Annotated in this window: 20 protein-coding genes and 1 pseudogene; 10 read left to right on the forward strand and 11 right to left on the reverse strand. The window is 47.0% G+C overall.

The features are described from left to right. Positions 1-317: 317 nt before the first annotated feature. The 3 genes from FD961_RS01085 (at position 318) to FD961_RS01095 (ending at position 5,099) form a co-directional block, all read left to right on the forward strand. On the forward strand, positions 318-3,224 hold the full coding sequence (locus tag FD961_RS01085) for a ribonucleoside-diphosphate reductase subunit alpha (protein ID WP_371817163.1): 2,907 nt from the start codon (positions 318-320) through the stop codon (positions 3,222-3,224). A gap of 45 nt (positions 3,225-3,269) precedes the next feature. Next, a complete protein-coding gene (locus FD961_RS01090; protein WP_071464565.1) occupies positions 3,270-4,448 on the forward strand; it encodes a ribonucleotide-diphosphate reductase subunit beta in 1,179 nt (392 codons plus the stop codon). Between the two features lie 333 nt (positions 4,449-4,781). After that, positions 4,782-5,099, forward strand: a complete 318-nt coding sequence (locus FD961_RS01095; RefSeq protein WP_251371290.1) for a histone H1-like repetitive region-containing protein — start codon at positions 4,782-4,784, stop codon at positions 5,097-5,099. 193 nt (positions 5,100-5,292) lie between these two features. Here the strand turns inward: FD961_RS01095 and FD961_RS01100 are convergent, their stop codons facing one another. The 7 genes and pseudogenes from FD961_RS01100 to FD961_RS01125 form a co-directional block, all read right to left on the reverse strand. Next, positions 5,293-6,252, reverse strand: a complete 960-nt coding sequence (locus tag FD961_RS01100; protein ID WP_215393750.1) for a carbohydrate kinase family protein — start codon at positions 6,250-6,252, stop codon at positions 5,293-5,295. Positions 6,253-6,291: 39 nt separating this feature from the next. Next, positions 6,292-6,915 carry a DUF3426 domain-containing protein gene (locus tag FD961_RS09485; RefSeq protein WP_251371339.1) on the reverse strand — a complete coding sequence of 208 codons (624 nt, stop codon included), beginning with the start codon at positions 6,913-6,915 and terminating at the stop codon, positions 6,292-6,294. Then, positions 6,904-7,824: pseudogene (prmA, locus tag FD961_RS09490) on the reverse strand (50S ribosomal protein L11 methyltransferase); the annotation flags it as partial. The gene FD961_RS09485 and the pseudogene prmA, both read right to left, overlap by 12 nt. A 16-nt stretch (positions 7,825-7,840) precedes the next feature. After that, positions 7,841-9,205: an acetyl-CoA carboxylase biotin carboxylase subunit gene (gene accC, locus FD961_RS01110; RefSeq protein WP_215393752.1), complete on the reverse strand. Its 1,365-nt coding sequence runs from the start codon at positions 9,203-9,205 to the stop codon at positions 7,841-7,843. Between the two features lie 47 nt (positions 9,206-9,252). Further along, positions 9,253-9,720: an acetyl-CoA carboxylase biotin carboxyl carrier protein gene (accB, locus tag FD961_RS01115; RefSeq protein ID WP_215393753.1), complete on the reverse strand. Its 468-nt coding sequence runs from the start codon at positions 9,718-9,720 to the stop codon at positions 9,253-9,255. Between the two features lie 36 nt (positions 9,721-9,756). After that, on the reverse strand, positions 9,757-10,206 hold the full coding sequence (gene aroQ, locus FD961_RS01120; protein WP_215393754.1) for a type II 3-dehydroquinate dehydratase: 450 nt from the start codon (positions 10,204-10,206) through the stop codon (positions 9,757-9,759). Between the two features lie 250 nt (positions 10,207-10,456). Then, a complete protein-coding gene (locus FD961_RS01125; RefSeq protein WP_215393755.1) occupies positions 10,457-10,984 on the reverse strand; it encodes a TlpA disulfide reductase family protein in 528 nt (175 codons plus the stop codon). Between the two features lie 26 nt (positions 10,985-11,010). Here FD961_RS01125 and mpl point away from each other — a divergent pair, with 26 nt between their 5' ends. The 6 genes from mpl to mtgA are packed head-to-tail and all read left to right on the forward strand — an operon-like array spanning position 11,011 to position 17,785. Further along, positions 11,011-12,408: a UDP-N-acetylmuramate:L-alanyl-gamma-D-glutamyl-meso-diaminopimelate ligase gene (mpl, locus tag FD961_RS01130; RefSeq protein WP_215393756.1), complete on the forward strand. Its 1,398-nt coding sequence runs from the start codon at positions 11,011-11,013 to the stop codon at positions 12,406-12,408. 33 nt (positions 12,409-12,441) lie between these two features. Next, on the forward strand, positions 12,442-13,176 hold the full coding sequence (gene fabG, locus FD961_RS01135) for a 3-oxoacyl-ACP reductase FabG (RefSeq protein WP_215393757.1): 735 nt from the start codon (positions 12,442-12,444) through the stop codon (positions 13,174-13,176). A 2-nt stretch (positions 13,177-13,178) separates the two neighbouring features. Beyond that, positions 13,179-15,215 (forward strand): ribonuclease catalytic domain-containing protein, encoded by a 2,037-nt coding sequence (locus FD961_RS01140; RefSeq protein WP_215393758.1) that lies wholly within the window; start codon positions 13,179-13,181, stop codon positions 15,213-15,215. Further along, entirely contained in the window at positions 15,184-16,086 is a 903-nt protein-coding gene (locus FD961_RS01145; RefSeq protein WP_251371291.1) for an energy transducer TonB, read from the forward strand. The genes FD961_RS01140 and FD961_RS01145 overlap by 32 nt, the downstream gene beginning before the upstream one ends. Positions 16,087-16,129: 43 nt before the next feature. Beyond that, complete coding sequence (gene aroE, locus FD961_RS01150; RefSeq protein ID WP_215393759.1) at positions 16,130-17,035, forward strand: shikimate dehydrogenase; 906 nt, start codon at positions 16,130-16,132, stop codon at positions 17,033-17,035. A 6-nt stretch (positions 17,036-17,041) separates the two neighbouring features. Continuing rightward, positions 17,042-17,785, forward strand: a complete 744-nt coding sequence (gene mtgA / locus FD961_RS01155) for a monofunctional biosynthetic peptidoglycan transglycosylase (RefSeq protein ID WP_215393760.1) — start codon at positions 17,042-17,044, stop codon at positions 17,783-17,785. Here mtgA and pyrF read toward each other — a convergent pair whose 3' ends face one another. Then, positions 17,786-18,631 carry an orotidine-5'-phosphate decarboxylase gene (pyrF, locus tag FD961_RS01160; RefSeq protein ID WP_215393761.1) on the reverse strand — a complete coding sequence of 282 codons (846 nt, stop codon included), beginning with the start codon at positions 18,629-18,631 and terminating at the stop codon, positions 17,786-17,788. Between the two features lie 73 nt (positions 18,632-18,704). Between pyrF and corA the strand changes: the two genes are divergently transcribed. After that, the gene (corA, locus tag FD961_RS01165; RefSeq protein WP_071464579.1) at positions 18,705-19,670 is read left to right on the forward strand and encodes a magnesium/cobalt transporter CorA; all 966 of its coding nucleotides are present in this window, start codon (positions 18,705-18,707) and stop codon (positions 19,668-19,670) included. 7 nt (positions 19,671-19,677) lie between these two features. Here the strand turns inward: corA and FD961_RS01170 are convergent, their stop codons facing one another. From FD961_RS01170 to thiL, 3 genes are read right to left on the reverse strand one after another with little or no spacing between them, the layout of a single operon-like run. Further along, positions 19,678-20,172, reverse strand: a complete 495-nt coding sequence (locus tag FD961_RS01170; RefSeq protein ID WP_215393762.1) for a CinA family protein — start codon at positions 20,170-20,172, stop codon at positions 19,678-19,680. Positions 20,173-20,174: 2 nt separating this feature from the next. Continuing rightward, positions 20,175-20,744: a phosphatidylglycerophosphatase A gene (locus FD961_RS01175; protein WP_215393763.1), complete on the reverse strand. Its 570-nt coding sequence runs from the start codon at positions 20,742-20,744 to the stop codon at positions 20,175-20,177. Next, positions 20,741-21,751: a thiamine-phosphate kinase gene (gene thiL / locus FD961_RS01180; protein ID WP_215393764.1), complete on the reverse strand. Its 1,011-nt coding sequence runs from the start codon at positions 21,749-21,751 to the stop codon at positions 20,741-20,743. Before thiL ends, FD961_RS01175 begins: the two co-directional genes overlap by 4 nt. Positions 21,752-21,793: the final 42 nt, after the last annotated feature.

Consider the following 21,793-nt stretch of genomic DNA (forward strand, 5'->3'; position numbering starts at 1 on the left):
TTTTTAGCCTTTATCTAAAAAGGGCTAAAAATCACGCACCAAAATGCTCCCAAATTATTCAATTAATTAGTAAAAATACTAATAAGTTTTTGTCATAAAAAACTTACAAAAGCCCCAATATTTCCCTATACTTAGTGCCTAATGCACTTCGAAACACTACATCTAGTGTTTGAATCTAGCAATACACCATTGTTTTTTAACGATATTTTGTCCAAATAACTATATATAAGAGCAGGAGCAACATGACATACGCTAATCCACAGACAGCAGGTCAACCTACTGGAGCGAATAACCCAGGATTGAGTCCTGCAGGAGCAATGAATCAGGCTCCTTCTGCCAGTTTTGTGGCTGGCGGTGTTGGTGGTGCGCAAGCAACCCAATTGTCTGATTACAAAATTATTCGCCGTAATGGCTCAGTGGTGGCTTTTGAACCGTCCAAAATTGCCATTGCAGTAACAAAAGCATTCTTGGCGGTAAATGGTGGTCAAGGTGCAGCATCTGCACGAGTACGTGAGCAAGTAGAGCAACTCACCCATTCAGTCGTGCGTGCGCTCTTGCGTAGTCGTCCTAATGGCGGCACATTTCACATTGAAGATATTCAAGACCAAGTTGAATTAGCTTTGATGCGTAGTGGCGAGCACAACGTTGCACGTGCCTATGTTCTTTATCGTGAAAAGCGCAATCAAGAACGCGCTGCTCAGCAGGAAGTTTCTCAAGACGCTCAATCGGCCAATCAGGCCGGTGAGTCAGGGATTAAGGTTACCGACAATGGTGTTGAGAAGTGGCTTGACATGGCTGCTTTACGTACTGTCATTGAAGCTGCTTGTGAAGGCCTAGGCAATCATATTGACGCATCCCCAATCATTACTGAAACAATCAAAAATTTGTATGATGGCGTACCAATGGCACAAGTCTATGACTCTGCTATTTTGGCTTCCCGTACATTGATTGAAAAAGATCCTGCTTATAGCCAGGTAACTGCGCGTATCTTGATGCATGTGATCCGTAAAGAGATCTTTGGTAAGGAAGTATTGCAAGGTGATACCCAGGCTGAGTACAGCACCTATTTTGCGAAGTACATCAATGAAGGTATTTCTGCAGAATTGCTGGACCCACGTATGCGTGAGTTTGACTTGCCACGCCTAGCTGCTGCCTTGAACGCTAGTCGTGACTTGCAGTTCAACTACCTCGGTTTGCAAACTTTGTATGACCGCTACTTCTTGCACATTGAAGAGCGCCGCATTGAAATGCCGCAGGCCTTCTTTATGCGTGTTGCGATGGGCTTGGCTTTGAATGAGATGGACCGTGAGCGTCGTGCGATTGAGTTCTATGAAATCCTCTCGACATTTGATTTCATGTCCAGCACACCAACCTTGTTCAATTCAGCGACTACTCGTCCACAGCTCTCAAGCTGCTATTTGACTACTGTTGAAGATGATCTTGACGGTATTTATGAAGCATTGAAAGAAAATGCTTTGCTGTCTAAGTTTGCTGGCGGCTTGGGTAATGACTGGACCAACGTTCGTGCATTGGGTAGCCATATCAAAGGTACTAACGGTAAATCACAAGGTGTTGTGCCATTCCTTAAAGTAGTGAACGACACTGCAGTTGCTGTGAACCAAGGTGGCAAGCGAAAAGGTGCGGTTTGCGCCTACTTAGAAACCTGGCACTTGGATATTGAAGAGTTCTTGGAATTGCGTAAGAACACTGGTGATGATCGTCGCCGTACGCATGACATGAATACTTCTAACTGGATTCCCGACTTATTCATGAAGCGCGTGATGGAAAATGGTGACTGGACTCTGTTCTCACCTTCTAATACACCTGACTTACATGACAAGTTCGGTAAAGCCTTCGAAGAGGCTTATGTTGCTTACGAGCAAAAAGCCGATCGTGGTGAGTTGAAGCCATTCCGCAGAATTCCGGCGCAGCAATTGTGGCGCAAGATGCTCGGCATGTTGTTTGAAACTGGCCACCCATGGATCACTTTCAAAGATCCTTGCAATATTCGTAGCCCGCAGCAACATATTGGCGTAGTTCACTCTTCTAACTTATGTACTGAGATCACTCTCAATACCAATGAGGACGAAATTGCAGTTTGTAACTTGGGCTCTGTGAACTTGACTGCGCACATGACTACTGATGCAAACGGTAAATTGGTCTTAGATCACGAGAAGCTTCAAAGAACTGTACGTACTGCAATGCGTATGCTCGATAACGTGATTGATATCAACTACTATGCTGTTGCTAAAGCTCGCAACTCCAACCTTAAGCACCGTCCAGTCGGCATGGGCATCATGGGCTTCCAGGATTGCTTGCACATGCAACGTATTCCTTACGCTAGCGATGAGGCTGTGAAGTTTGCTGACACCTCAATGGAAGCGGTTTGTTACTACGCTTACCAGGCTTCTTGTGAGCTAGCTGAAGAGCGTGGTGTTTACAGCACCTACAAAGATTCCTTATGGGATCGCGGCATCCTCCCGCAAGACTCAGTAGCATTGTTGGCTCAGGAGCGTGGTGGCTATGTAGAAGTAGATAATTCATCCGCCATGGATTGGAGTGGTTTGCGTGCTCGTATCAAGCAACACGGTATGCGTAACTCCAATTGCGTAGCAATTGCCCCAACCGCAACTATTTCAAACATTATTGGTGTTTCAGCCTGTATCGAGCCAACATTCCAGAACTTATTCGTGAAATCCAACCTTTCAGGCGAGTTCACAGTAGTAAATGAGTACTTGGTGCGTGATTTGAAAGACCGCGGCTTGTGGGACGAAGTGATGATTGCTGACTTGAAGTACTTTGATGGCACTTTGTCTAAGATCGATCGCATTCCTCAAGATTTACGTGATTTGTATGCAACCGCTTTTGAGGTGGAGCCAAGCTGGTTGGTTGAGGCAGCCTCCCGTCGTCAGAAGTGGATTGACCAAGCTCAGTCATTGAATATCTACATGGGCGGTGCATCCGGCAAGAAATTGGATGACACTTACAAGTTGGCATGGTTGCGTGGCTTGAAAACCACCTATTACCTCCGTACTATGGCTGCAACTCACGTTGAGAAATCAACCGTTGCTAGCGGTCAGTTGAACTCGGTATCCAGTGGCGGCGGGGTAAATGGCACGGATGCGGCTGCAGCAAATACTGCTGGCGCAGTAGAAGCCGATGGCCCAGTTTGCACAATGCGCCCAGGCGATGCTGGATTTGAAGAATGTGAAGCGTGCCAATAAGCCATTTGCTTATTGGTCAGAAATAGAAGAATTTAGGAGATAGTTATGTTGAATTGGGAAGAAGAAGTTGCTCCAGCACTAGCGAAAGCTGGTCTTGCGCCGCAGCCAGTTGCGGTGGAGCCACAACGCCCACAGCCAGATCAAGTTGCAATGGCGCCGCAAGCTGCTGCACCTGTAGCAGCCGCTAATTTGTCTGGCGGTGCCGCTTTACGTGTAAATGCTGCTGATAAGCGCGTGATTAATGCTAAGACTGACGTTAATCAGTTAGTGCCTTTCAAGTACAAATGGGCTTGGGAAAAGTATTTAGCTGGCTGTGCAAACCACTGGATGCCACAAGAGATCAATATGAACCGCGATATTGCGCTCTGGAAAGATCCTAACGGTCTGACAGAAGATGAGCGTCGCATTATTAAGCGCAATCTCGGTTTCTTTACAACCGCAGACTCTTTGGCCGCTAACAACATTGTTTTGGGTACTTATCGCCACATTACTGCTCCAGAGTGCCGCCAATACCTATTGCGCCAGGCTTTCGAAGAGGCAATTCATACCCATGCCTACCAATATATTGTGGAATCTTTGGGCTTAGATCAGGCTGAAATCTTCAATGCGTATAACGAAATTGAATCGATCCGCGCTAAAGATCAATTCTTAATTCCGTTTATTGATGTCTTAACTGATCCGAATTTTCAGACTGGCACACTAGAAAACGATCAAAAGTTACTCCGTTCGCTCATCGTTTTTGCTTGCGTAATGGAAGGATTGTTCTTTTATGTTGGTTTTACGCAAATACTTGCAATGGGTCGTCAAAACAAAATGACGGGTGCTGCTGAGCAGTATCAATACATCCTTCGTGACGAGTCAATGCACTGCAATTTTGGTATCGATTTGATTAACCAAATCAAGCTGGAGAACCCGCAGTTATGGACTTCCGCGTTCAAAGATGAGATCAAATCTATCTTTGAAAAAGCAGTCGAATTAGAGTACCGTTATGCCGAAGATACGATGCCTCGTGGAGTGCTCGGATTGAACGCGCCGATGTTCAAAGGGTACCTAAGATACATTTGTAATCGCAGATGTTTGCAAATAGGACTTGACGCGATGTTCCCAAATGAAGAGAATCCATTTCCATGGATGTCAGAAATGATTGATCTTAAGAAAGAACGAAACTTTTTTGAGACACGCGTTATTGAGTATCAAACTGGCGGTGCGCTAAGTTGGGAGTAGTCAGCAGTAAGTAAGCGCATAGCCGGCTAAATAGGAGATTAGACGGTTGGATAGTTTAAGAAGTCAGCAAAAACAGACTCAAATCCGAAAACCCTTGCTCAAGGGTGCCTGGGCTATTCTCTCTATTTTTTCCAGCACATTTAAGAAGCCGTTGTCCTTTGGGGCCACGGCTTTTTTTCCAAGATTCATTAGCGTGCAGCACTTAGCATCAAGCCGCGCGCCGATGAATGGCTCGCTCGTCAGCTCTAAATGGTTGCAAAACCAGGCGGAAATGAGTGGTCGGGTCTTCTTAATCGGTAGTTTGTATCAATCCTCACGTGAAGGAGTATGACTATGGCAATCGCCAAGAAAAAACCTGCTGCAAAGAAACCAGCTGCTAAGAAAAAAGTAGCCGCTAAAAAACCAGCTGCTAAAAAAGTAGCTAAGAAGCGTCCTGCTGCTAAAAAAGCTGCTGCTAAGAAACCAGCTGCTAAAAAAGTAGCTAAGAAGCGTCCTGCTGCTAAAAAAGCTGCTGCTAAGAAGCCTGCTGCTAAAAAAGCTGCTGCTAAGCGTCCAGCTGCTAAGAAGCGTGTAGCTGCTAAGAAGCCAGCTGCTAAAAAAGCTGCTGCTAAGCGTCCAGCTGCAAAAAAACGCGTAGCAAAAAAAAAGTAAGTAAGCCTGCTGCGAAGAAAGCGGGCGCTGCTGTAAAAAAGCCCGCGGCTAAGAAAGCTGCACTAGCAACATCCGCCGCTGCTTGGCCCTTCCCAACTGGCACACGTCCTTAAACAGACGGGTGTTACTAGAAGGGGTCTCTCACGAGACCCCTTTTTTTATTGCTCAAATTTTGATTATGTCTAGGTGAGTCTTAGAGGCTAAAGCCAAAAGCGGATTTAAATTGCTCGGCTATCTGCTCTTTGCTGAGTTGGTGATTTTGTGGTCCTTGATGAGTGATTTTGATTGAACCCATCAAGCTGGCCAGGCGACCAGTAGATTCCCAATCCATTCCATTTTCAAGTCCAAATAGCAGTCCCCCGCGGAATGCATCACCGCATCCAGTGGGGTCAACCACTTGAGCTGCTGGTACTGGGGGAATTGAGATGCATTTGCCATTGGTGTAAATATCCGAACCTTCTGCACCCTTAGTCACAATTAAGGCCTTGACTCGTTCAGCCACGGTTGCCAAGCTTAGGTCGGTTCTCTGCGAAAGCATTTCGCCTTCATAGTCGTTGACGGCCAAGTAACTAGCAATATCAACCAGCTCCAAGAGTTCTGGACCGTTGAACATCGGCAAGCCCTGGCCTGGATCAAAGATAAATGGAATCTGTGCTTCGGCCAGTTGGTGGCAGTGTTCCCACATCCCTTGGCGGCCATCTGGGGCAACGATGCCAAATTTGGCCGCTCCTTTAGAGTTCTTATTTCTTTCGGCAACCACTGCAGAGACTTGGTTGAGGTGTGACTCTCCCATCGCGCCAGGGTGGAAGGCAGTAATTTGGTTATTGGCTTGATCGGTAGTGATCATGGCTTGCGCTGTGAATGCACTGTCAATCTGGCGAATATGACTCGCATCGATATTGAGTTGTTTTAAGCGGCTCAAATAGGGTGCAGCATCACCACCAACCGTTGCCATAATGATGGGATCTCCACCCAACAGGCTCAGGTTATAAGCAATATTTCCTGCGCATCCGCCAAATTCACGGCGCATGGTTGGAACCAAAAAAGCCACATTCAGAATATGAATCTGCTCAGGCAGAATTTGATCGGCAAATTTGCCTTCAAAGTTCATGATGGTGTCGTAGGCAATAGAGCCGCAGATCAAGCTAGCCATAAATTACTTTCTGTAGGTGATGGAGTAATAAAAGTTGGGTTATTGGGGGTAAAGAATGCGCACTCGATATCCCGCAGCATTTTGCGGCAGGGTTAGCGGCACCTCTGTTTGAATAATTTCACCTGCAGGCGCACCAGTTTTAGAAAAATCAGGATGCGATTCTTGCCAAGAGGGTGGCAACCATTCTTTTGGAGAGAGTTGAATTGATTTCAATTCAGATTCTTCTGCATCAGTGAGAGAAATTTCTAAATTTGGCAGCAAAATTGGAATTGCGAGACGATTTTGTATTTCAACTTGCAACATAGATTGATTTGCAGGGATTTTAAGGCTCTCTCGCACGTTTTCAGGCGATAGTGCAGCTGAAGTTATTTTCCATGCAGCAAAATCGCTTACAGGCCGATTAAAGCATCCTAGTGCGCGACATAATTTTTCATCAAGAGCTTGCAAAATTGAAAAGGCACTGACTGAAAATGAATTTGATGTCCCATCTATTCGAGGTGCTAGTAATGGGAGCAAAGAATTTCTGGAAAGATGCTCGCCAAAAATGAGAAGCAAAAGAAATAAGCCTGACAGTAGTGCTAACTTAAGACTTTTTTTTTGAGCAGGTGCAGCAAAAGTAGCGGATGAGGTCTTTTGTTTGCCTGAATTGAGGGTGCCATGCAAGCAAACCCAACCTTCACTTTCCTTCCAGACGGAAAGCGTCAGCCATTGGCTGTAAGTTGCAATTACCTCATCAGCTTGTCTAGCCAGGACGCCAGACAGAACAATTTGACCGCCTTCGCGCATCTTATTCACTAATGCTGGAGCCAGCACTTGCAGTGGATTGGCCAAAATATTAGCCATCACGATGTCGTATTTCGTTTCTGCAGCAAGCTCTGGAGCACCTTCGGTTGGAAGAACAAAGCGAATGGTAGTTTGGTTAATCTCAGCGTTGCTGCGGGCTGCAACCATCGCCTGAGGATCAATATCCGTGCCAATGACTGGATTACAACCTAGTTTTGCAGCAGCGATTGCCAAAATTCCAGAGCCGCAGCCGTAATCAAGCAGACTTTGATTTTTTAAATTCGAGCGCTCCTCAAGCCAAAGCAAACACAGGTGGGTTGTAGGATGACTGCCAGTGCCAAACGCAAGCCCGGGATCCACCGCTAAACAAATCGCATTTGGATCGGTTGGAGCGTCGTGCCATGAGGGAACTACCCAAATACGTTTACCAATTTGAATCGGGGCGAATTGACTTTGCGTCAACCTGACCCAATCTTGCTCTTCAACAGTTTTTTCTTGAGGCGGGGCCAATCTAAATCCAGCCTCTTTTAAGGCGACAAGTAGCTCAGGAATGAATTCTGCGCTGCCGGAATCATCAATATCTGGATTAAAGAGGGCGGTGACAGAAGATCGATCCCATGCTTGCACTTCAGGAGAGAGACCGGGTTCGCCATAAAGCGGATTCTCATCGTAACCACCTGCAGCGTCGTCCTCCACGGTGACAGATAGTGCGCCCAGCTCGAGCAAGACATCACCTAATGGCTCGGCAGTTTCTGCAGCTACCGTGAAAACGAGTTCACGATAAGACATGGGATGCTTTCATAAACTAGGATTTACCGCGACTTGCAGCTTGCTCTTCTAAGCGATGCTCCAAGTAATGAATGCTTGTGCCGCCTTCCATGAAGTTGGGATCTAGCATCAATTCGCGGTGGAGAGGTACATTGGTTGTAATGCCGTCAATAACCATCTCAGAAAGTGCGATCTGCATACGACGGATCGCTTGCTCACGTGTATTGCCGTAGGCAATGAGCTTGCCAATCATAGAGTCGTAGTTCGATGGAACGACATAGCCGCTATAAGCATGAGAATCTACGCGAATGCCGGGACCACCAGGCATATGGAATGAACCAATTTTGCCTGGGCTTGGTGTGAACTTAAATGGATCTTCAGCATTCAGGCGGCATTCGATAGCGTGACCACGGAATACGATGTCTTTTTGGCGATAACTCAGCTTGAGGCCAGCAGCAATCCGAATCTGCTCCTGAACAATGTCTACGCCGGTAATCATCTCGGTGACAGGGTGCTCAACTTGAACACGGGTGTTCATCTCAATAAAGAAGAATTCACCGTTTTCATAGAGGAATTCAAATGTACCTGCACCACGATAACCAATTTTTCTGCAAGCTTCAGCGCAGCGTTCACCAATTTTGGCAATCAAACGACGATCAATGCCTGGTGCTGGTGCCTCTTCAATCACCTTTTGGTGACGACGCTGCATTGAGCAGTCACGTTCGCCTAGCCATATTGCATTGCCATGAGTGTCAGCCAAAATCTGAATTTCTACGTGGCGAGGTTTTTCTAAAAACTTCTCCATATAGACTTCGGGATTGCCAAAGGCACGACCCGCCTCTTCACGAGTCATATTGACTGCATTAATCAGTGCAGCTTCAGTGTGAACTACGCGCATACCACGCCCACCACCGCCACCTGCCGCTTTAATAATGACTGGATAGCCCACTTTTTTGGCGGTAGCAATAATTTCTTTTGGGTCATCAGGTAATGCACCTTCAGAGCCAGGAACGCAGGGAACGCCCGCTTTGATCATGGCGCGCTTGGCAGAAACTTTGTCACCCATGAGGCGAATAGAAGCAGCGGTCGGGCCAATAAAGGCAAAGCCGGATTTTTCTACGCGCTCTGCAAAGTCCGCATTCTCAGAAAGAAAGCCATAACCAGGGTGGATCGCTTCAGCATCGGTTACTTCTGCTGCAGAAATGATTGCTGGCATGTTGAGATAGCTCAGCGGAGAAGGTGCTGGACCAATGCAAACAGCTTCGTCCGCAAGCTTCACATACTTTGCTTCTTTGTCAGCAGTGGAGTAGACCACTACAGTTTTAATTCCCAACTCACGGCATGCGCGTTGGATGCGGAGAGCAATTTCTCCCCGATTGGCAATCAGAATCTTATCGAACATGTCGGCTCTGAGTTAGGTAAAAAGGATTGGTAAGGATGGCGTGGAAATTAAGCAATGACAAATAAGGGTTGATCAAACTCAACACCTTGGCCGTTTTCGCAAAGAATTTCTTTGATCACACCCGCTTGCTCTGATTCGATTTCATTGAGCAACTTCATAGCCTCAATGATGCAAAGTGTTTGACCCACTTTGACGGTATCGCCAATGTTGACGAAGTTTGGTGATTCTGGATTTGGGGCGCGGTAGAAGGTTCCCACCATTGGTGAGCGTGCAATGAAGCCAGTTTCAGCGGGCGGCGCTTCAGCAACGGGAGCGGTAGCTAGTGTTGGTGCGGCAGCAGGAGAAGCCTGCATTGTTTGTGTAGGAGCAGGATTGGCGTAGACCACATGACCTGTCGGAGCTGGAGAGCCGGCATTCACAATACGAACACGGTCTTCGCCCTCGTTTACCTCTAATTCAGAAATGCCTGATTCAGAAACGAGATCGATCAAGGTTTTGAGTTTTCTTAGATCCATTTGAGTGTGTCCTCTCTTGAAATTCTTTAAATAAGCTTATTTTTGTAAACGGGCAATTGCTGCTTGGAGGGCTAGCTCGTAGCCTATGGCGCCAAGTCCGCAAATCACACCAGTAGCGATATCGGATAGGTAAGAATGCTTACGGAACTCTTCGCGCTGATGAATATTGGATAAATGGACTTCAGTAAACGGAATGGCAACTCCAGCTAAAGCATCCCGGAGGGCAACGCTTGTATGGGTAAATGCGCCTGGATTAATGATGATGAAATCCACCCCATCTAGTTTTGCTTTCTGAATGCGGTCAATTAACTCGCCTTCATGATTGCTTTGATAGGTGCTTAAGTCGACTGACTGAGCTTTTGCGAGATTCCCCAGTCTTGAATGGATATCTTCTAAGGTAGTTTTCCCATAAACCTCTGGTTCACGGGTACCCAAGAGATTGAGGTTTGGACCCTGAATGACGAGAATTGAAGCTTTTTTAGACATAGATCCCTATTTTTAGAGGCAGTTAGGTGTCAATTGTTTGTTTTGGCTTTTGGCCACCCAGATAACTCATGCTTCACTTGCTATGGAAGGAAGTATACCTTCTTGAATGCTTAGGGAGATCAAAAAGCAAGCCTCCTTAGGCGAAATTTTCAATAGTTTTAGAAGTAATTGAGCGGGATTATTCACTAAATTGCCTATTTATTAAGCAATTATAGCCTGGAGATATTTATTCAAGTGTTGATAAAAAAGATCATAAAGCAGCTTTTATAGCTTTTCTGAGCTCTTCTTCATCTATTTTCCCTAATTTACTATAGATTGCCTTTCCACTTGAATTGATTACAACGGTATATGGAAGCGCGGATTGAGTGTTGCCTAGTGCCTTATAGATTTGGCTGCCATTCATTCCACCCATGGCAATGGGATAGGAAACAGATGTCTTTTTCAGAAATTCGCGTACGTTAGATGGAGAATCAATGGCGATGCCAACAAATAAGACATTTTGTTGCAGAAACTCCCCTTGCAACTTCTCTAGTTCAGGCATTTCTTCAACGCAAGGGGGGCACCAGGAGGCCCAAAAGTTAACTACGAGCAACTTTCCTTGCCAATCTTGGATGTTAATTTCTTTTCCCTCGGGGCTTGACCAAGGGTTGCTAAAAAAGGCCTTAACACTGGCCTCGCTAGCTAAGCTCGTCTTGGATAACCATTGCGAAGTCAGGGCGCCCGCAGCGGCTGCCAAAAGACTAATTCCGCCGATCATGATCCATTGTCTTCGGTTCACTTCAACTCCTTCGCTAAAATTCGCAGATGCATATACATATCTTGGGCATTTGCGGTACTTTCATGGGCGGCATCGCCGCAATCGCTCGGCAAGCCGGACATCGTGTTACGGGTTGTGACGCTAACGTGTATCCACCAATGAGCACTCAGCTTGAATCTCAGGGTATTGAGTTGATTGAAGGATTCTCACCAGATCAATTATTGCAGTTTGAGAAGATGCCTGATTTATTTGTTATCGGCAATGTGGTTTCTCGTGGCAATCCACTGATGGAAGCAATTCTGAATCAAGGACTTCCTTATATCTCTGGTCCTCAATGGCTTGGCGAACAAGTTTTATACGGTAGACATGTTTTAGCAGTTGCTGGCACCCACGGTAAAACTACTACCTCAGCCATGCTGACTTGGATTTTAGAATTTAACGGCTACAAACCTGGTTATTTGATTGGTGGGGTGCCACTGAATTTCACGGTGTCAGCACGCTTAGGTGAGAGTAAATATTTTGTGATTGAGGCCGATGAATATGACACTGCCTTTTTTGATAAGCGCAGTAAGTTCGTTCACTATAGACCGCGCACTGCTTTATTGAATAATTTGGAATTTGATCACGCAGATATATTTGCTGATCTTGCGGCGATCGAAACTCAGTTTCATCATTTAGTACGTACCGTGCCAGGCGAGGGTTTGCTGGTGGTGAACGGCGAAGAGCCGGCCCTAGAACGTGTTGTAGCCCGGGGTGCTTGGGCTCCAGTCGAGCGCTTTGGACAAGCGGTAGCGAATGAATGGTCTCTGATTTCGCAAGCAGCAGATGGCTTTGTTGTTCGGCAATCAGGCAAAGAAGTAGCCGTTGTGAAATGGGCGCCTAATTCTGGGGTGATGGGCACACACAATCAACTGAATGCATTAGCTGCAATCGCTTCTGCAAATCATATTGGTATTTCCCCCGCGGATTCTGCGCGTGCTTTGGCTCAATTTAAGAATGTGAAGCGTCGTCTCGAAACCATTGGTGTTGCAAATGACATCACGGTATATGACGATTTTGCTCATCATCCAACGGCAATCACGACAACAGTGGATGGGTTGCGTCGTCGAGTTGGTGCAGCACGCATCTTGGCGGTATTAGAGCCTCGTTCGAACACGATGAAGTTAGGCGTCATGAAAGCACAGCTTCCCGCTAGCTTGCAACAGGCTGACAAGGTCTTTGCTTATGGTGCCAATAGCGGCAAAGAGTCATTAGGCTGGGACTTAAGGGAAGTCTTGTCCCCACTCAACGTCAAAGAAGCCGGCAAAGCACAGGCCTTCGATGCTTTGGAAGCATTAGTCAGTGCAGTCGCCAAAGAGGCAAAGCCGGGTGATCACATTTTGGTCATGAGTAACGGGGGCTTCGGTGGCGTTCATCAAAAAATACTAACAGCGGTATCCGTTTAAGGCGGCTTAACAAATCAACATTGAAGGTACATCATGGGTAATCGCTTAAAAGATAAAGTGGCAATCATTACTGGTGCAGCAAAGGGTATTGGCTTTGCAACGGCACAACGCTTTGCGCAAGAGGGCGCTATTGTGATCATTGCAGATATGAATCTTGAAGCGATTAATAGCGCTGCGGCACAAATCACCAATGCTGAGGCCTATGCAATGAACGTCACAGATCGCGGGAGCATCCAAGCAGTAGTGGATCAAGTAATGCAGAAATATGGCCGTATCGATATTTTGATTAATAACGCTGGGATTACTCAAGATGCCCGTTTGGTGAAGATGACAGAGGCTCAGTTTGATACTGTTATTGATGTCAATCTAAAGGGGGTGTTTAACTGCACCCAATTAGTTGTACCGCATATGTTGGAAGCAGGTTCTGGCGCAGTAGTCAACGCATCTAGTGTGGTTGGTCTGTATGGCAACTTTGGCCAAACTAATTACTCGGCTACCAAGTTTGGTGTCATTGGTTTCACTAAGACATGGGCCCGCGAGCTAGGTCCCAAAGGTATTCGGGTCAATGCAGTGTGTCCTGGATTTATTGCTACAGAGATGGTGAAAGCCATGCCAGAAAATATCCTGCAAGACATTGAGCGTCGTAGTTGGCTTGGGCGTCTGGGTACGCCAGAAGAAATGGCTAATGTGTACTTATTTCTAGCCAGCGATGAAGCGAGTTACGTTAATGGCGTTGCATTAGAGGCTAGCGGCGGGATTTCCCTCTAAGCATGAATCTTGTATACGAAGAGGGCGGCGATATCAAAATCGCCACAGTACAGTCTGCATCAGGCGCTGGAGATGCCGAGTCTTGGCAAGCGACAAGCCTTTCAGGAAAAAAAATCAAACTCAAAGCTAAAGAAGTTTGGCTGCGCTTTGATAAGCCTGAAGCGCAATCGGTTATGGATGCGGCAAATACCTTATCCAAAGATATTGATCTGCAACTACTTTGGGACTGCGCACCTGAGGAAGAGTTTGGCCTCGTAGATGTTTCTCTTGAATATTTTGGTGCTCAAGCGACGATTCCTCAACAAACTGCTTTAGCTATTGCCTTGCAAGGCGCCCCAGTATTTTTCCGTCGCAAGGGGCGAGGACGCTTTCAACGTGCACCCCTAGAGCAATTGCAGGCCGGTTTAGCCGCGCTTGAGCGTAAGCAAAAAGAACTAGAACAACAATCACTTTGGCAACAAGAATTAGTTTCAGGATCATTTCCTGAGGCGTTGAAGTCTTTGGCTAAACAGTTACTATTTTCACCTGACAAAAATACTGCTGCTTATAAAGCCTTGATTGCAGCTTGCACTGAAACCGGCGAGTCTCCTGCGCAATTAATGATTCGGTGTGGTGCAATTGATTCTCCTTTGGCCTATCACCAGGGTATGTTCTTGAAGGCTCATTTCCCCAATGGTGCTACTCATAATCCCAATCTCAGCGTTGATCAAGCTACCTATGCTGCGGCAGTTGCAGAGCTTCCATTGGCGGAAGTTAAGGCTTTCTCGATTGATGACTCGGGAACTACTGAAATTGATGATGCTTTATCGGTGACCGAGTTACCTAATGGTGGCCATCGGATTGGCATCCACATTGCAGCACCAGGTTTAGCAATTGCAAAAGATGATCCATTGGATCAAGTGGCTCGCAATCGAATGTCTACCGTATATTTTCCGGGCGACAAAATCACGATGTTGCCCGATTCAGTCATTGAGCAATTTTCTTTAGATGAGGGCGCATCTCGCCCTGCGCTATCAATTTATGTCGATATTGATACAGAGGGCATTGCAAATCGCGATTCCTTACAAATGCGTGCAGAAATGGTGCCGATGGTGGCTAATCTTCGCCTAGAAAATATCGAGCATCTAGTCAGCGAAGAAAGTTTAGTCGATGAGGACTCTAGCTATCCTTATCGAAAAGAATTGGCAGTGCTCTGGCGTGCGGCAAAACTTTTGCATGCGGGCCGCCAAGAAAAGCGTATCGCCAATGGCTTGCGTGCAGAGCAGTTGGGGGTCATTGATCCGAATGCCTTGGCAAGGGATTTTCATTTTCAGATCAAGGATGTAGATGGGGTGGAGCGCGTAGAGATCCTCCCGCGTCAACGAGGCTCTATTTTGGATACGATCGTTGCTGAGTGGATGATCTTTTGTAATAGTGCTTCTGGTCAATTATTGGCAGATCATGGTTTGCCTGGTTTATTTAGAACTCAGAAGGGCTGGGGTCCATTGCGAACACGCATGCAAACCACGCCTGGTCCTCATGAAGGTCTGGGTTTGGATTACTACGCGTGGTGTACATCGCCATTGCGCCGCTATTCCGACCTAGTCAATCAGTGGCAGCTCATTGCCTTAGCAAAAAATGGTGTGATGGCCAAGATGGTTGCGCCATTCCCGCCACGAGATGCAACGCTAATGGGTATTGCAGCCGATTTTGAATCTTCTTATCAAACCTACGGGGAATATCAGGATCGCCTGGAAAAATATTGGTGTTTACGTTGGATTGCGCAGGACGGAGATTCAAAAAATCTCTACGTACGTCATTTAAAAGAAGGCATGTCGAGAGTGGAGTTAGTACCACTGCATTTGCCGATTCCAGAATTAGCCAGTTATCCACGTATGACGCGTGCTGAAGTTGCAGTGGCAAATATTGATCTTTTGCAATTGACTGCTGCTGTGAGAGTTCTTGAGATTGAAGCAAGGGCGGAGTCAGTAGAAAAAGTGACTCAAGAAGGTTCGGATGCTTTGCTTGATGGCGTTGAAGAAAATGTTGGTCCAGATTAAGTCTGAACAGTTCCCCTTCTCTGAGAAGCTAGGTCGAGCATGGGCTCACTTCCAAAATGCTTGGCGCCGTTACCCTCTTCGACTGGCACTTCTTGTATCTCTCATCATTCATATCCTCTTCTTATCGTTTCGCTGGGGTATGGGTGAAATTCAGAATCGCCGTTTAAATACGCCATTAAGTGTGGTTTTGGTTAATGCCAGTAATAAGACGCCCCCTAAGCAAGCTAATAAATTGGCACAGGCGGATTTACAGGGTGGAGGAAAAACCGAAAATCAAGATGCAACAGCGTTACATCGAGCAAGACTAGGAGCTGAGGCCCGTCTAGAGGTCTTGGAAAAACAGCAGAAGCAAATGTTGGCCAAGTTAGACGAGCAACGTGCGAAGTCTGGAGGACGCAAGAGCGGGGATGATCAACGAATTGCTCCTCAACTCAATTCGTTGGAAGCAGAGCTAGCAAAGCGTTTACAGGCTAATGGTCGTGAGCCGCGTCGCAAGGTTCTCACTGGCGCTAATACAAAGGCGGTCTCATTTGCCCATTATTTCGATGCGATGCGCCAAAAAATCGAGGCATATGGGAGCGCTTTTTTCCCGCGTGCTAATGGCAGGCCCTTATATGGCAGCTTGGTGATTGTGGTGAGTGTTGATGCGCAGGGGCGGATCACTACTAATGCGCAAGGAAAAGAGGGCGTTTCAATAGGGCGCAGCTCTGGCAATCCAGAGCTAGATCGACAGGCATTAGCCATCGTTCGTGCATCTGCCCCCTTTGGCCCCTTCCCTTCAGAAATGCGCAATCAAATCGATGTGCTAGATTGGATTTCTACCTTTGAATTCACCCGAGAGGGCAATGATCGTTTGGAATTAAAGCATTGATGCGGCATTCATTATTCATAAATTCGCTTATTCTGTAAGCACTATGAGCTCAAATACATCTACCGATCTGCACACTGACCCAAGTCTTTACTCGGGCCTTGACGTCTATGCAGTTGCTGGTAATCCGATAGCTCATAGCAAGTCACCCGTTATTCATGCAAGGTTTGCCGAGCAAGCAAAGCAGGCTATGTATTACGGCCGTTTACAAGCAGACCTGGATGGTTTTGCTAGGGCAGCCAAAACCTTTTTTGCAGCAGGCGGCAAGGGTATGAATGTCACGGTGCCATTTAAGTTAGATGCTCAAGCGCTTGCGGATGAGTTGACGCCGCGCGCTCGATTGGCGGGTGCGGTTAATACACTCTGGATTGAGGGCGGCAAAATCTATGGTGACAATACCGATGGCGCTGGTTTAGTGCGAGATCTCTTAGCTCAGGGCATAGTGATTCACGAGGCGCGTATCTTGCTTTTAGGCGCTGGAGGTGCTGCACGTGGAGTGATGGGGCCTTTGCTAGAACAATCACCTAAGTGCCTGGTGATTGCCAATCGTTCGAGCGCAAAAGCAGTAGAGCTCGTGAAATTATTTGCTAACCAAGCCGCTGTTCAAGAGGTTGCCTTGGAATCCCGAGCCTTGGCTGATCTTGAGGATGCTGCAAAAACACCTTATCCATTTGATTTGGTAATTAATGCAACTGCTGCTGGCCTATCCGATGAGTCACCATTAAGCGCTTCTGCGGTAGCGAACATCTTTACCCCTAGCTCATTCGCTTATGACATGGTCTACGGAAAAACTACTGCTTTTATGCAACAAGCCTTACAGCGTGGGGCTCGCATTAGCGATGGCCTAGGAATGTTGGTTGAGCAAGCTGCTGATGCATTCTTGCTATGGCGTGGGGCCGAGCTTGGGGCGCTGATCGATCCGCGCGCCGTACTGGCAAAACTGCGCAGCTAATTCTTCATGCGCTGGATTACTTACATAGTCAAATGCCTATTCTGTGGCCTAGTGGCTATGCAGCTTTATTTTGCGGTACAGATAGCTTTGTGGACCAGCTTAGACCCTAGCAGTACAGCATTTCAAAGGGCAGAGCGTTGGCGTTTATGCAGTTGGCATTGGTCGTGCCAGGTTCATTCTGAATGGACGGCCTACAACAAGATTTCGAATAATCTCAAGCGTGCAGTTTTGGTTAGTGAGGACGATATCTTTTTTCAGCACAAAGGTGTGCGTGTAGAAGATATGGAAAAGGCCTGGCAAAAAAATCAAGAGAAAAAGCATGCTGGTGGAAAAGCAAAAACAGCACTGCGCGGTGGATCAACCATCACTCAGCAGCTCGCTAAGAATTTGTTTTTATCCTCAGAGCAAAATTATTTCCGTAAAGGACAAGAACTTGTCATTACTGGTCTTCTGGAACTTATCCTTCCAAAGCAAAGATTATTTGAAATCTATCTGAACTCAGTAGAGTGGGGAGAGGGAGTGTTCGGCATTGGGGCCGCCGCTGCGCATTATTACGCTACTACTCCAGGGGCGTTAGATGTGGATCAGGCCGCCGCTTTAGCTTCAGCGTTGCCGGCACCCAAATGCTTTGATAAGGCGCAATATTGCCGTAGGGGGAGCATCAACTACGCTGCCCGCCAAGAATTTATTCTGGAAAATATGAGTCGAGTTGCATTGGCGCCCGTGGCCTCTCCCAAGAACCCCAAGTAGTTAGTCTTCAGTGGCGGCTCTTAAGGCGTCGCGTGTCGTTTGTGCAACTTTTCTGGCGGCTTGTGCAAAATCATTTCCAGAGCTCGCATACAAAATAGCCCTAGAGGAGTTAATGATCATGCCGGCTCCTGGTTTGCTGGCAATACTACCCGCATTGACAGTAGCCTTAATATCGCCGCCTTGAGCTCCAATGCCCGGAATGAGGAGGGGCATCTCACCAACAATGGCACGTACCTTGGCGATCTCCTCTGGGAAGGTTGCGCCTACTACAAGACTAATTTGCCCTGAGTTATTCCATTGAGTAGCTGCGAGTTTGGCTACATGCAAATACAAAGGTTCACCACTTGGTGAGACATTTAAGAACTGTAAATCTGATCCCCCTGGGTTGGAGGTGCGACACAGCACGATGACGCCCTTGCCAGTGTGCTTAAGGTAGGGTTCAATGGTGTCAAAGCCCATATATGGGTTCACGGTTATTGCATCAGCACCATAGCGCTCAAAAGCCTCAAGGGCATAGTGGTCTGCGGTGCTACCGATATCCCCGCGCTTAGAATCTAAGATGACTGGGATATGGGGGTATTTGTCTTTGAGGTGGCGAATGAGCTTTTCAAGTTGAGCCTCGGCCCTTTGTGAGGCAAAGTAGGCAAATTGAGGCTTAAAGGCGCACACTAAATCCGCAGTGGCATCAGCGATATCGCGACAAAACTCAAAGATCCCTTCAGGCTTTCCTTGGAGGTCTGGGGGTAAGCGCTTGGGATCGGGGTCAAAACCAACACACAGCATGCTGCCTTGGGAAGCCCATGCAGACTGGAGTTGCTGGGTAAAGGTATTTGAGCGAGAGTTCATTGGATTTGGCTTATTTTAGTGAAACTGTCATGTTCTATAGGATAAACTAGCGCACATTCCTTAGGAGTTCACCATGATCAACTTGTTCGTCCTGCAAAATGGCCGCCTCTCTCAAGAGCAAGTAGAAGATCGCAATGAATTATTGCAATACGCTAATCCTATCTGGATTGACGTAGTTGATCCAGAGGAGGAAGAGCTCGTTTGGATTAAAGAGGCTTTTGGCGTGCTTTTGCCTGAGTTGGATGATTTGGGTGACTTAGAGGCTTCCGCTCGTTATTTTGAGGCCGATGATGGCCACCTTCATATTCGTACTGACTTTTTGCTGGACGAAGAAGAGACCTCTCGCAACGTGCGAGTTGCGTTCGTTCTCACTAAGCAGGTCCTGTTCTCAATTCATGACGAAGATTTGCCGGTATTCCGTTTGGTCCGTTTACGTGCGCGCTTGCGCCCTGGATCAGTCAGCAATGCAAAAGATGTGTTGCTAGATTTGTATTCAACCGATGCCGAGTATTCCGCCGATGCTTTGGAAGAGGTTTATGAAAACCTTGAGCAAGCTGGAAAACGAGTGCTTTCTGACAGCATCAATGATGCTGATGCTGCTGAGGTTTTAGAAACCATTGCCAAAGAAGAAGATACCAATGGACGCATTCGTCGTAACGTGATGGATACCCGTAGAGCCTTGTCCTTCTTAATGCGTAGCAAGTTACTTTCTGATGAGCAGCAAGAGGAAGCGCGCCAAATTTTGCGCGATATTGACTCTTTGGAGAACCATACTGCTTTCTTATTCGATAAGATCAACTTCTTGATGGATGCGACCGTTGGTTTCATTAACTTGAACCAATCCAAAATTATTAAGATCTTCTCGGTGGTATCGGTTGCCTTGATGCCACCAACATTGCTAGCGAGTATCTGGGGCATGAACTACAAGCATATGCCTGAGTTAGATGCTACTTGGGGTTATCCAATGGCCATTGTTGCCATGGTTATTTCCGCCATCATTCCACTGTGGTATTTCCATCACAAAGGATGGATGAAGTAATTTAGCTCTAGTTCTCGAGCAGTTTTGCTAATTCGCTGAGAACGTAATCACCAGCCTGTTGACGAATGGATTGGCGGTCGCCATCAAAGTGCATTGTTTTTGTCAGCACTCTGTTTTCACCAGCGTCGCTCCGAATCGCCCAAGCAAAGCACACTGTCCCAACAGGTTTTTCTTCTGAGCCGCCACTCGGTCCTGCAATACCAGTGATCGAAATTGCAACATTTGTACCCGCTTGGAGTTGCGCACCCTCAGCCATTGCATGGGCAACTTGCTCGCTGACCGCTCCATGATCCTCAATTAGATCTACTGACACCCCCAGACACTCTGCTTTAGCTTCATTGCTATAGGTGATATAGCCTCGCTCGAACCAATCGCTTGAGCCGGCTAAAGCAGTCAGGGTGGCACAGACCAAACCTCCCGTACAGGATTCAGCGGCAGCCATCTTCCAGTTTCTGGACCGCAAGATTTCTGCTAAGGTTTTAACGGTATCAAGTGAATTCATATTCAGATCCAGCCCATATAAAGAGCGAGGACTTGCATTAGCGCAATTAACAGGAGTGTGAATAAGGCAGCTGCAAGATCATCAACCATAATTCCAAATCCACGCCAAAGTAGCTGCATTGTGCTCGATGGCGCATCTGAGTTTTCCAGATGCTTAAAGTGACGATCGATCACGCCAATTGGACCGGGTTTGGCAGCATCAAAAAATCGAAAGAGAACAAACGCAATCATTTGCACCCAGATGCTGGAGGGAGTGATCAATATCAACACAAGCCAAAAGGCAACCATCTCATCCCAAACAATGCCCCCAAAATCTTTCTTACCCAACTCTTCGCTAACGTGACCGCAGATCCAACAACCCAATAGCATTCCGCCACCAATAATCCAAAGGAATGCTGATAAGGTAAGGAAATTCTCTGCGATTAAGAATGCGGCCCATGCCCATAGGGTGCCTGCAGTGCCAGGGGCAAAGGGGCTCAGACCGCTACCAAAGCCAAAGGCTAAGGTGCGGGGAGCACTTTGAAGCATCCATTGGCCGCTAGGTTGAACTTCTGGCTTACTGGGCTGATTCATATTGAGAAATGATCAAAAGATTTAAGTAAAGTTACAGTCTGGGGATTATCAAGAATCTTCCCATCTGGACCAATTAGGCGAACCTCTGACGCGCTATTGATCATCGGTGTAATTTGGCCAATACGAGTAATAGATAAGTTGAGTGCTTTGCCGATATTCAGAATGGCATCACGCTGCGAGCTTGGCGCTGTGAAACACAACTCATAATCATCTCCACCGCTAGCAGCAAATTGATTTTGTACTTCTTGGTTTTGCCTTCCAAGCGTTTCAGATTTTGGAAGTAGATCTAAAAGGATTTCGGCATCGACATGAGACTGTTTCAAGATATGCTTGAGATCACCGAGTAAGCCATCAGAAATATCTAAGGCTGCATTGGCAATACCTCTTAATTGCATGCCCAGTTCAATCCTGGGAGTGGGTTGGTGCATGCGGTGCTCAATTGTTTTTAGATCGCTTTCGGGCAGTGTAATTTCATGACGCAGTGCAGCAAGAGCAAGACGTGCGTCGCCCACCGTTCCAGAAACCCAAACATCATCCCCAACCTTTGCCCCTGACCTGCGAATAGCCTCTCCATGAGGAATGCTTCCCATTGCAGTAATCGAGATGGTGAGTGGGCCTGCCGTAGTGTCCCCACCAATTAATGGGCAATCAAAGTGATTGGCGACTGCAAATAAGCCCCTGGAAAAGCCTTCCAACCATTGTGCATCGACTTTGGGTAGCGCAATTGCCAATGTAAATCCGAGTGGCTTAGCTCCCATGGCTGCTAGGTCAGAAAGGTTGACTGCAAGGGCCTTACGGCCCAATTGTTCAGGGTCGGCACCAGCAAAAAAATGCCTACCTTCCACCAGCATATCGCTGGTAATCGCTATTTCTTCGCCTGCTAGGGGTTTGATGAGGGCGCAGTCATCACCAATGCCCAAGCTCAGGGTTGAATTCGAACCGCCACCCGTTTTAAAAAAACGTTCGATCAGGTCAAATTCACCTAAAGGGCTAGATTGAGAATGCATGCCTCATTTTATGGCTCTTGGGAGTGGAATGCTCGGGAGGAA

The sequence above is a fragment of the Polynucleobacter sp. TSB-Sco08W16 genome (assembly GCF_018687455.1).
Lineage (GTDB): Bacteria > Pseudomonadota > Gammaproteobacteria > Burkholderiales > Burkholderiaceae > Polynucleobacter.

Excerpts from the sequence above, each read along its gene's own strand:
- mpl (WP_215393756.1), top strand. The coding sequence starts at position 11,011 with ATGCATATACATATCTTGGGCATTTGCGGTACTTTCATGGGCGGCATC.
- aroQ (WP_215393754.1), bottom strand. The coding sequence starts at position 10,206 with ATGTCTAAAAAAGCTTCAATTCTCGTCATTCAGGGTCCAAACCTCAAT.
- FD961_RS01175 (WP_215393763.1), bottom strand. The coding sequence starts at position 20,744 with ATGAATCAGCCCAGTAAGCCAGAAGTTCAACCTAGCGGCCAATGGATG.
- pyrF (WP_215393761.1), bottom strand. The coding sequence starts at position 18,631 with ATGAACTCTCGCTCAAATACCTTTACCCAGCAACTCCAGTCTGCATGG.
- FD961_RS01085 (WP_371817163.1), top strand. The coding sequence starts at position 318 with ATGAATCAGGCTCCTTCTGCCAGTTTTGTGGCTGGCGGTGTTGGTGGT.
- FD961_RS01145 (WP_251371291.1), top strand. The coding sequence starts at position 15,184 with ATGGCGTTGAAGAAAATGTTGGTCCAGATTAAGTCTGAACAGTTCCCC.
- aroE (WP_215393759.1), top strand. The coding sequence starts at position 16,130 with ATGAGCTCAAATACATCTACCGATCTGCACACTGACCCAAGTCTTTAC.
- FD961_RS01095 (WP_251371290.1), top strand. The coding sequence starts at position 4,782 with ATGGCAATCGCCAAGAAAAAACCTGCTGCAAAGAAACCAGCTGCTAAG.
- FD961_RS01170 (WP_215393762.1), bottom strand. The coding sequence starts at position 20,172 with ATGAATTCACTTGATACCGTTAAAACCTTAGCAGAAATCTTGCGGTCC.
- FD961_RS01140 (WP_215393758.1), top strand. The coding sequence starts at position 13,179 with ATGAATCTTGTATACGAAGAGGGCGGCGATATCAAAATCGCCACAGTA.
- fabG (WP_215393757.1), top strand. The coding sequence starts at position 12,442 with ATGGGTAATCGCTTAAAAGATAAAGTGGCAATCATTACTGGTGCAGCA.
- accB (WP_215393753.1), bottom strand. The coding sequence starts at position 9,720 with ATGGATCTAAGAAAACTCAAAACCTTGATCGATCTCGTTTCTGAATCA.
- accC (WP_215393752.1), bottom strand. The coding sequence starts at position 9,205 with ATGTTCGATAAGATTCTGATTGCCAATCGGGGAGAAATTGCTCTCCGC.
- thiL (WP_215393764.1), bottom strand. The coding sequence starts at position 21,751 with ATGCATTCTCAATCTAGCCCTTTAGGTGAATTTGACCTGATCGAACGT.
- FD961_RS01090 (WP_071464565.1), top strand. The coding sequence starts at position 3,270 with ATGTTGAATTGGGAAGAAGAAGTTGCTCCAGCACTAGCGAAAGCTGGT.
- FD961_RS01100 (WP_215393750.1), bottom strand. The coding sequence starts at position 6,252 with ATGGCTAGCTTGATCTGCGGCTCTATTGCCTACGACACCATCATGAAC.
- mtgA (WP_215393760.1), top strand. The coding sequence starts at position 17,042 with ATGCGCTGGATTACTTACATAGTCAAATGCCTATTCTGTGGCCTAGTG.
- corA (WP_071464579.1), top strand. The coding sequence starts at position 18,705 with ATGATCAACTTGTTCGTCCTGCAAAATGGCCGCCTCTCTCAAGAGCAA.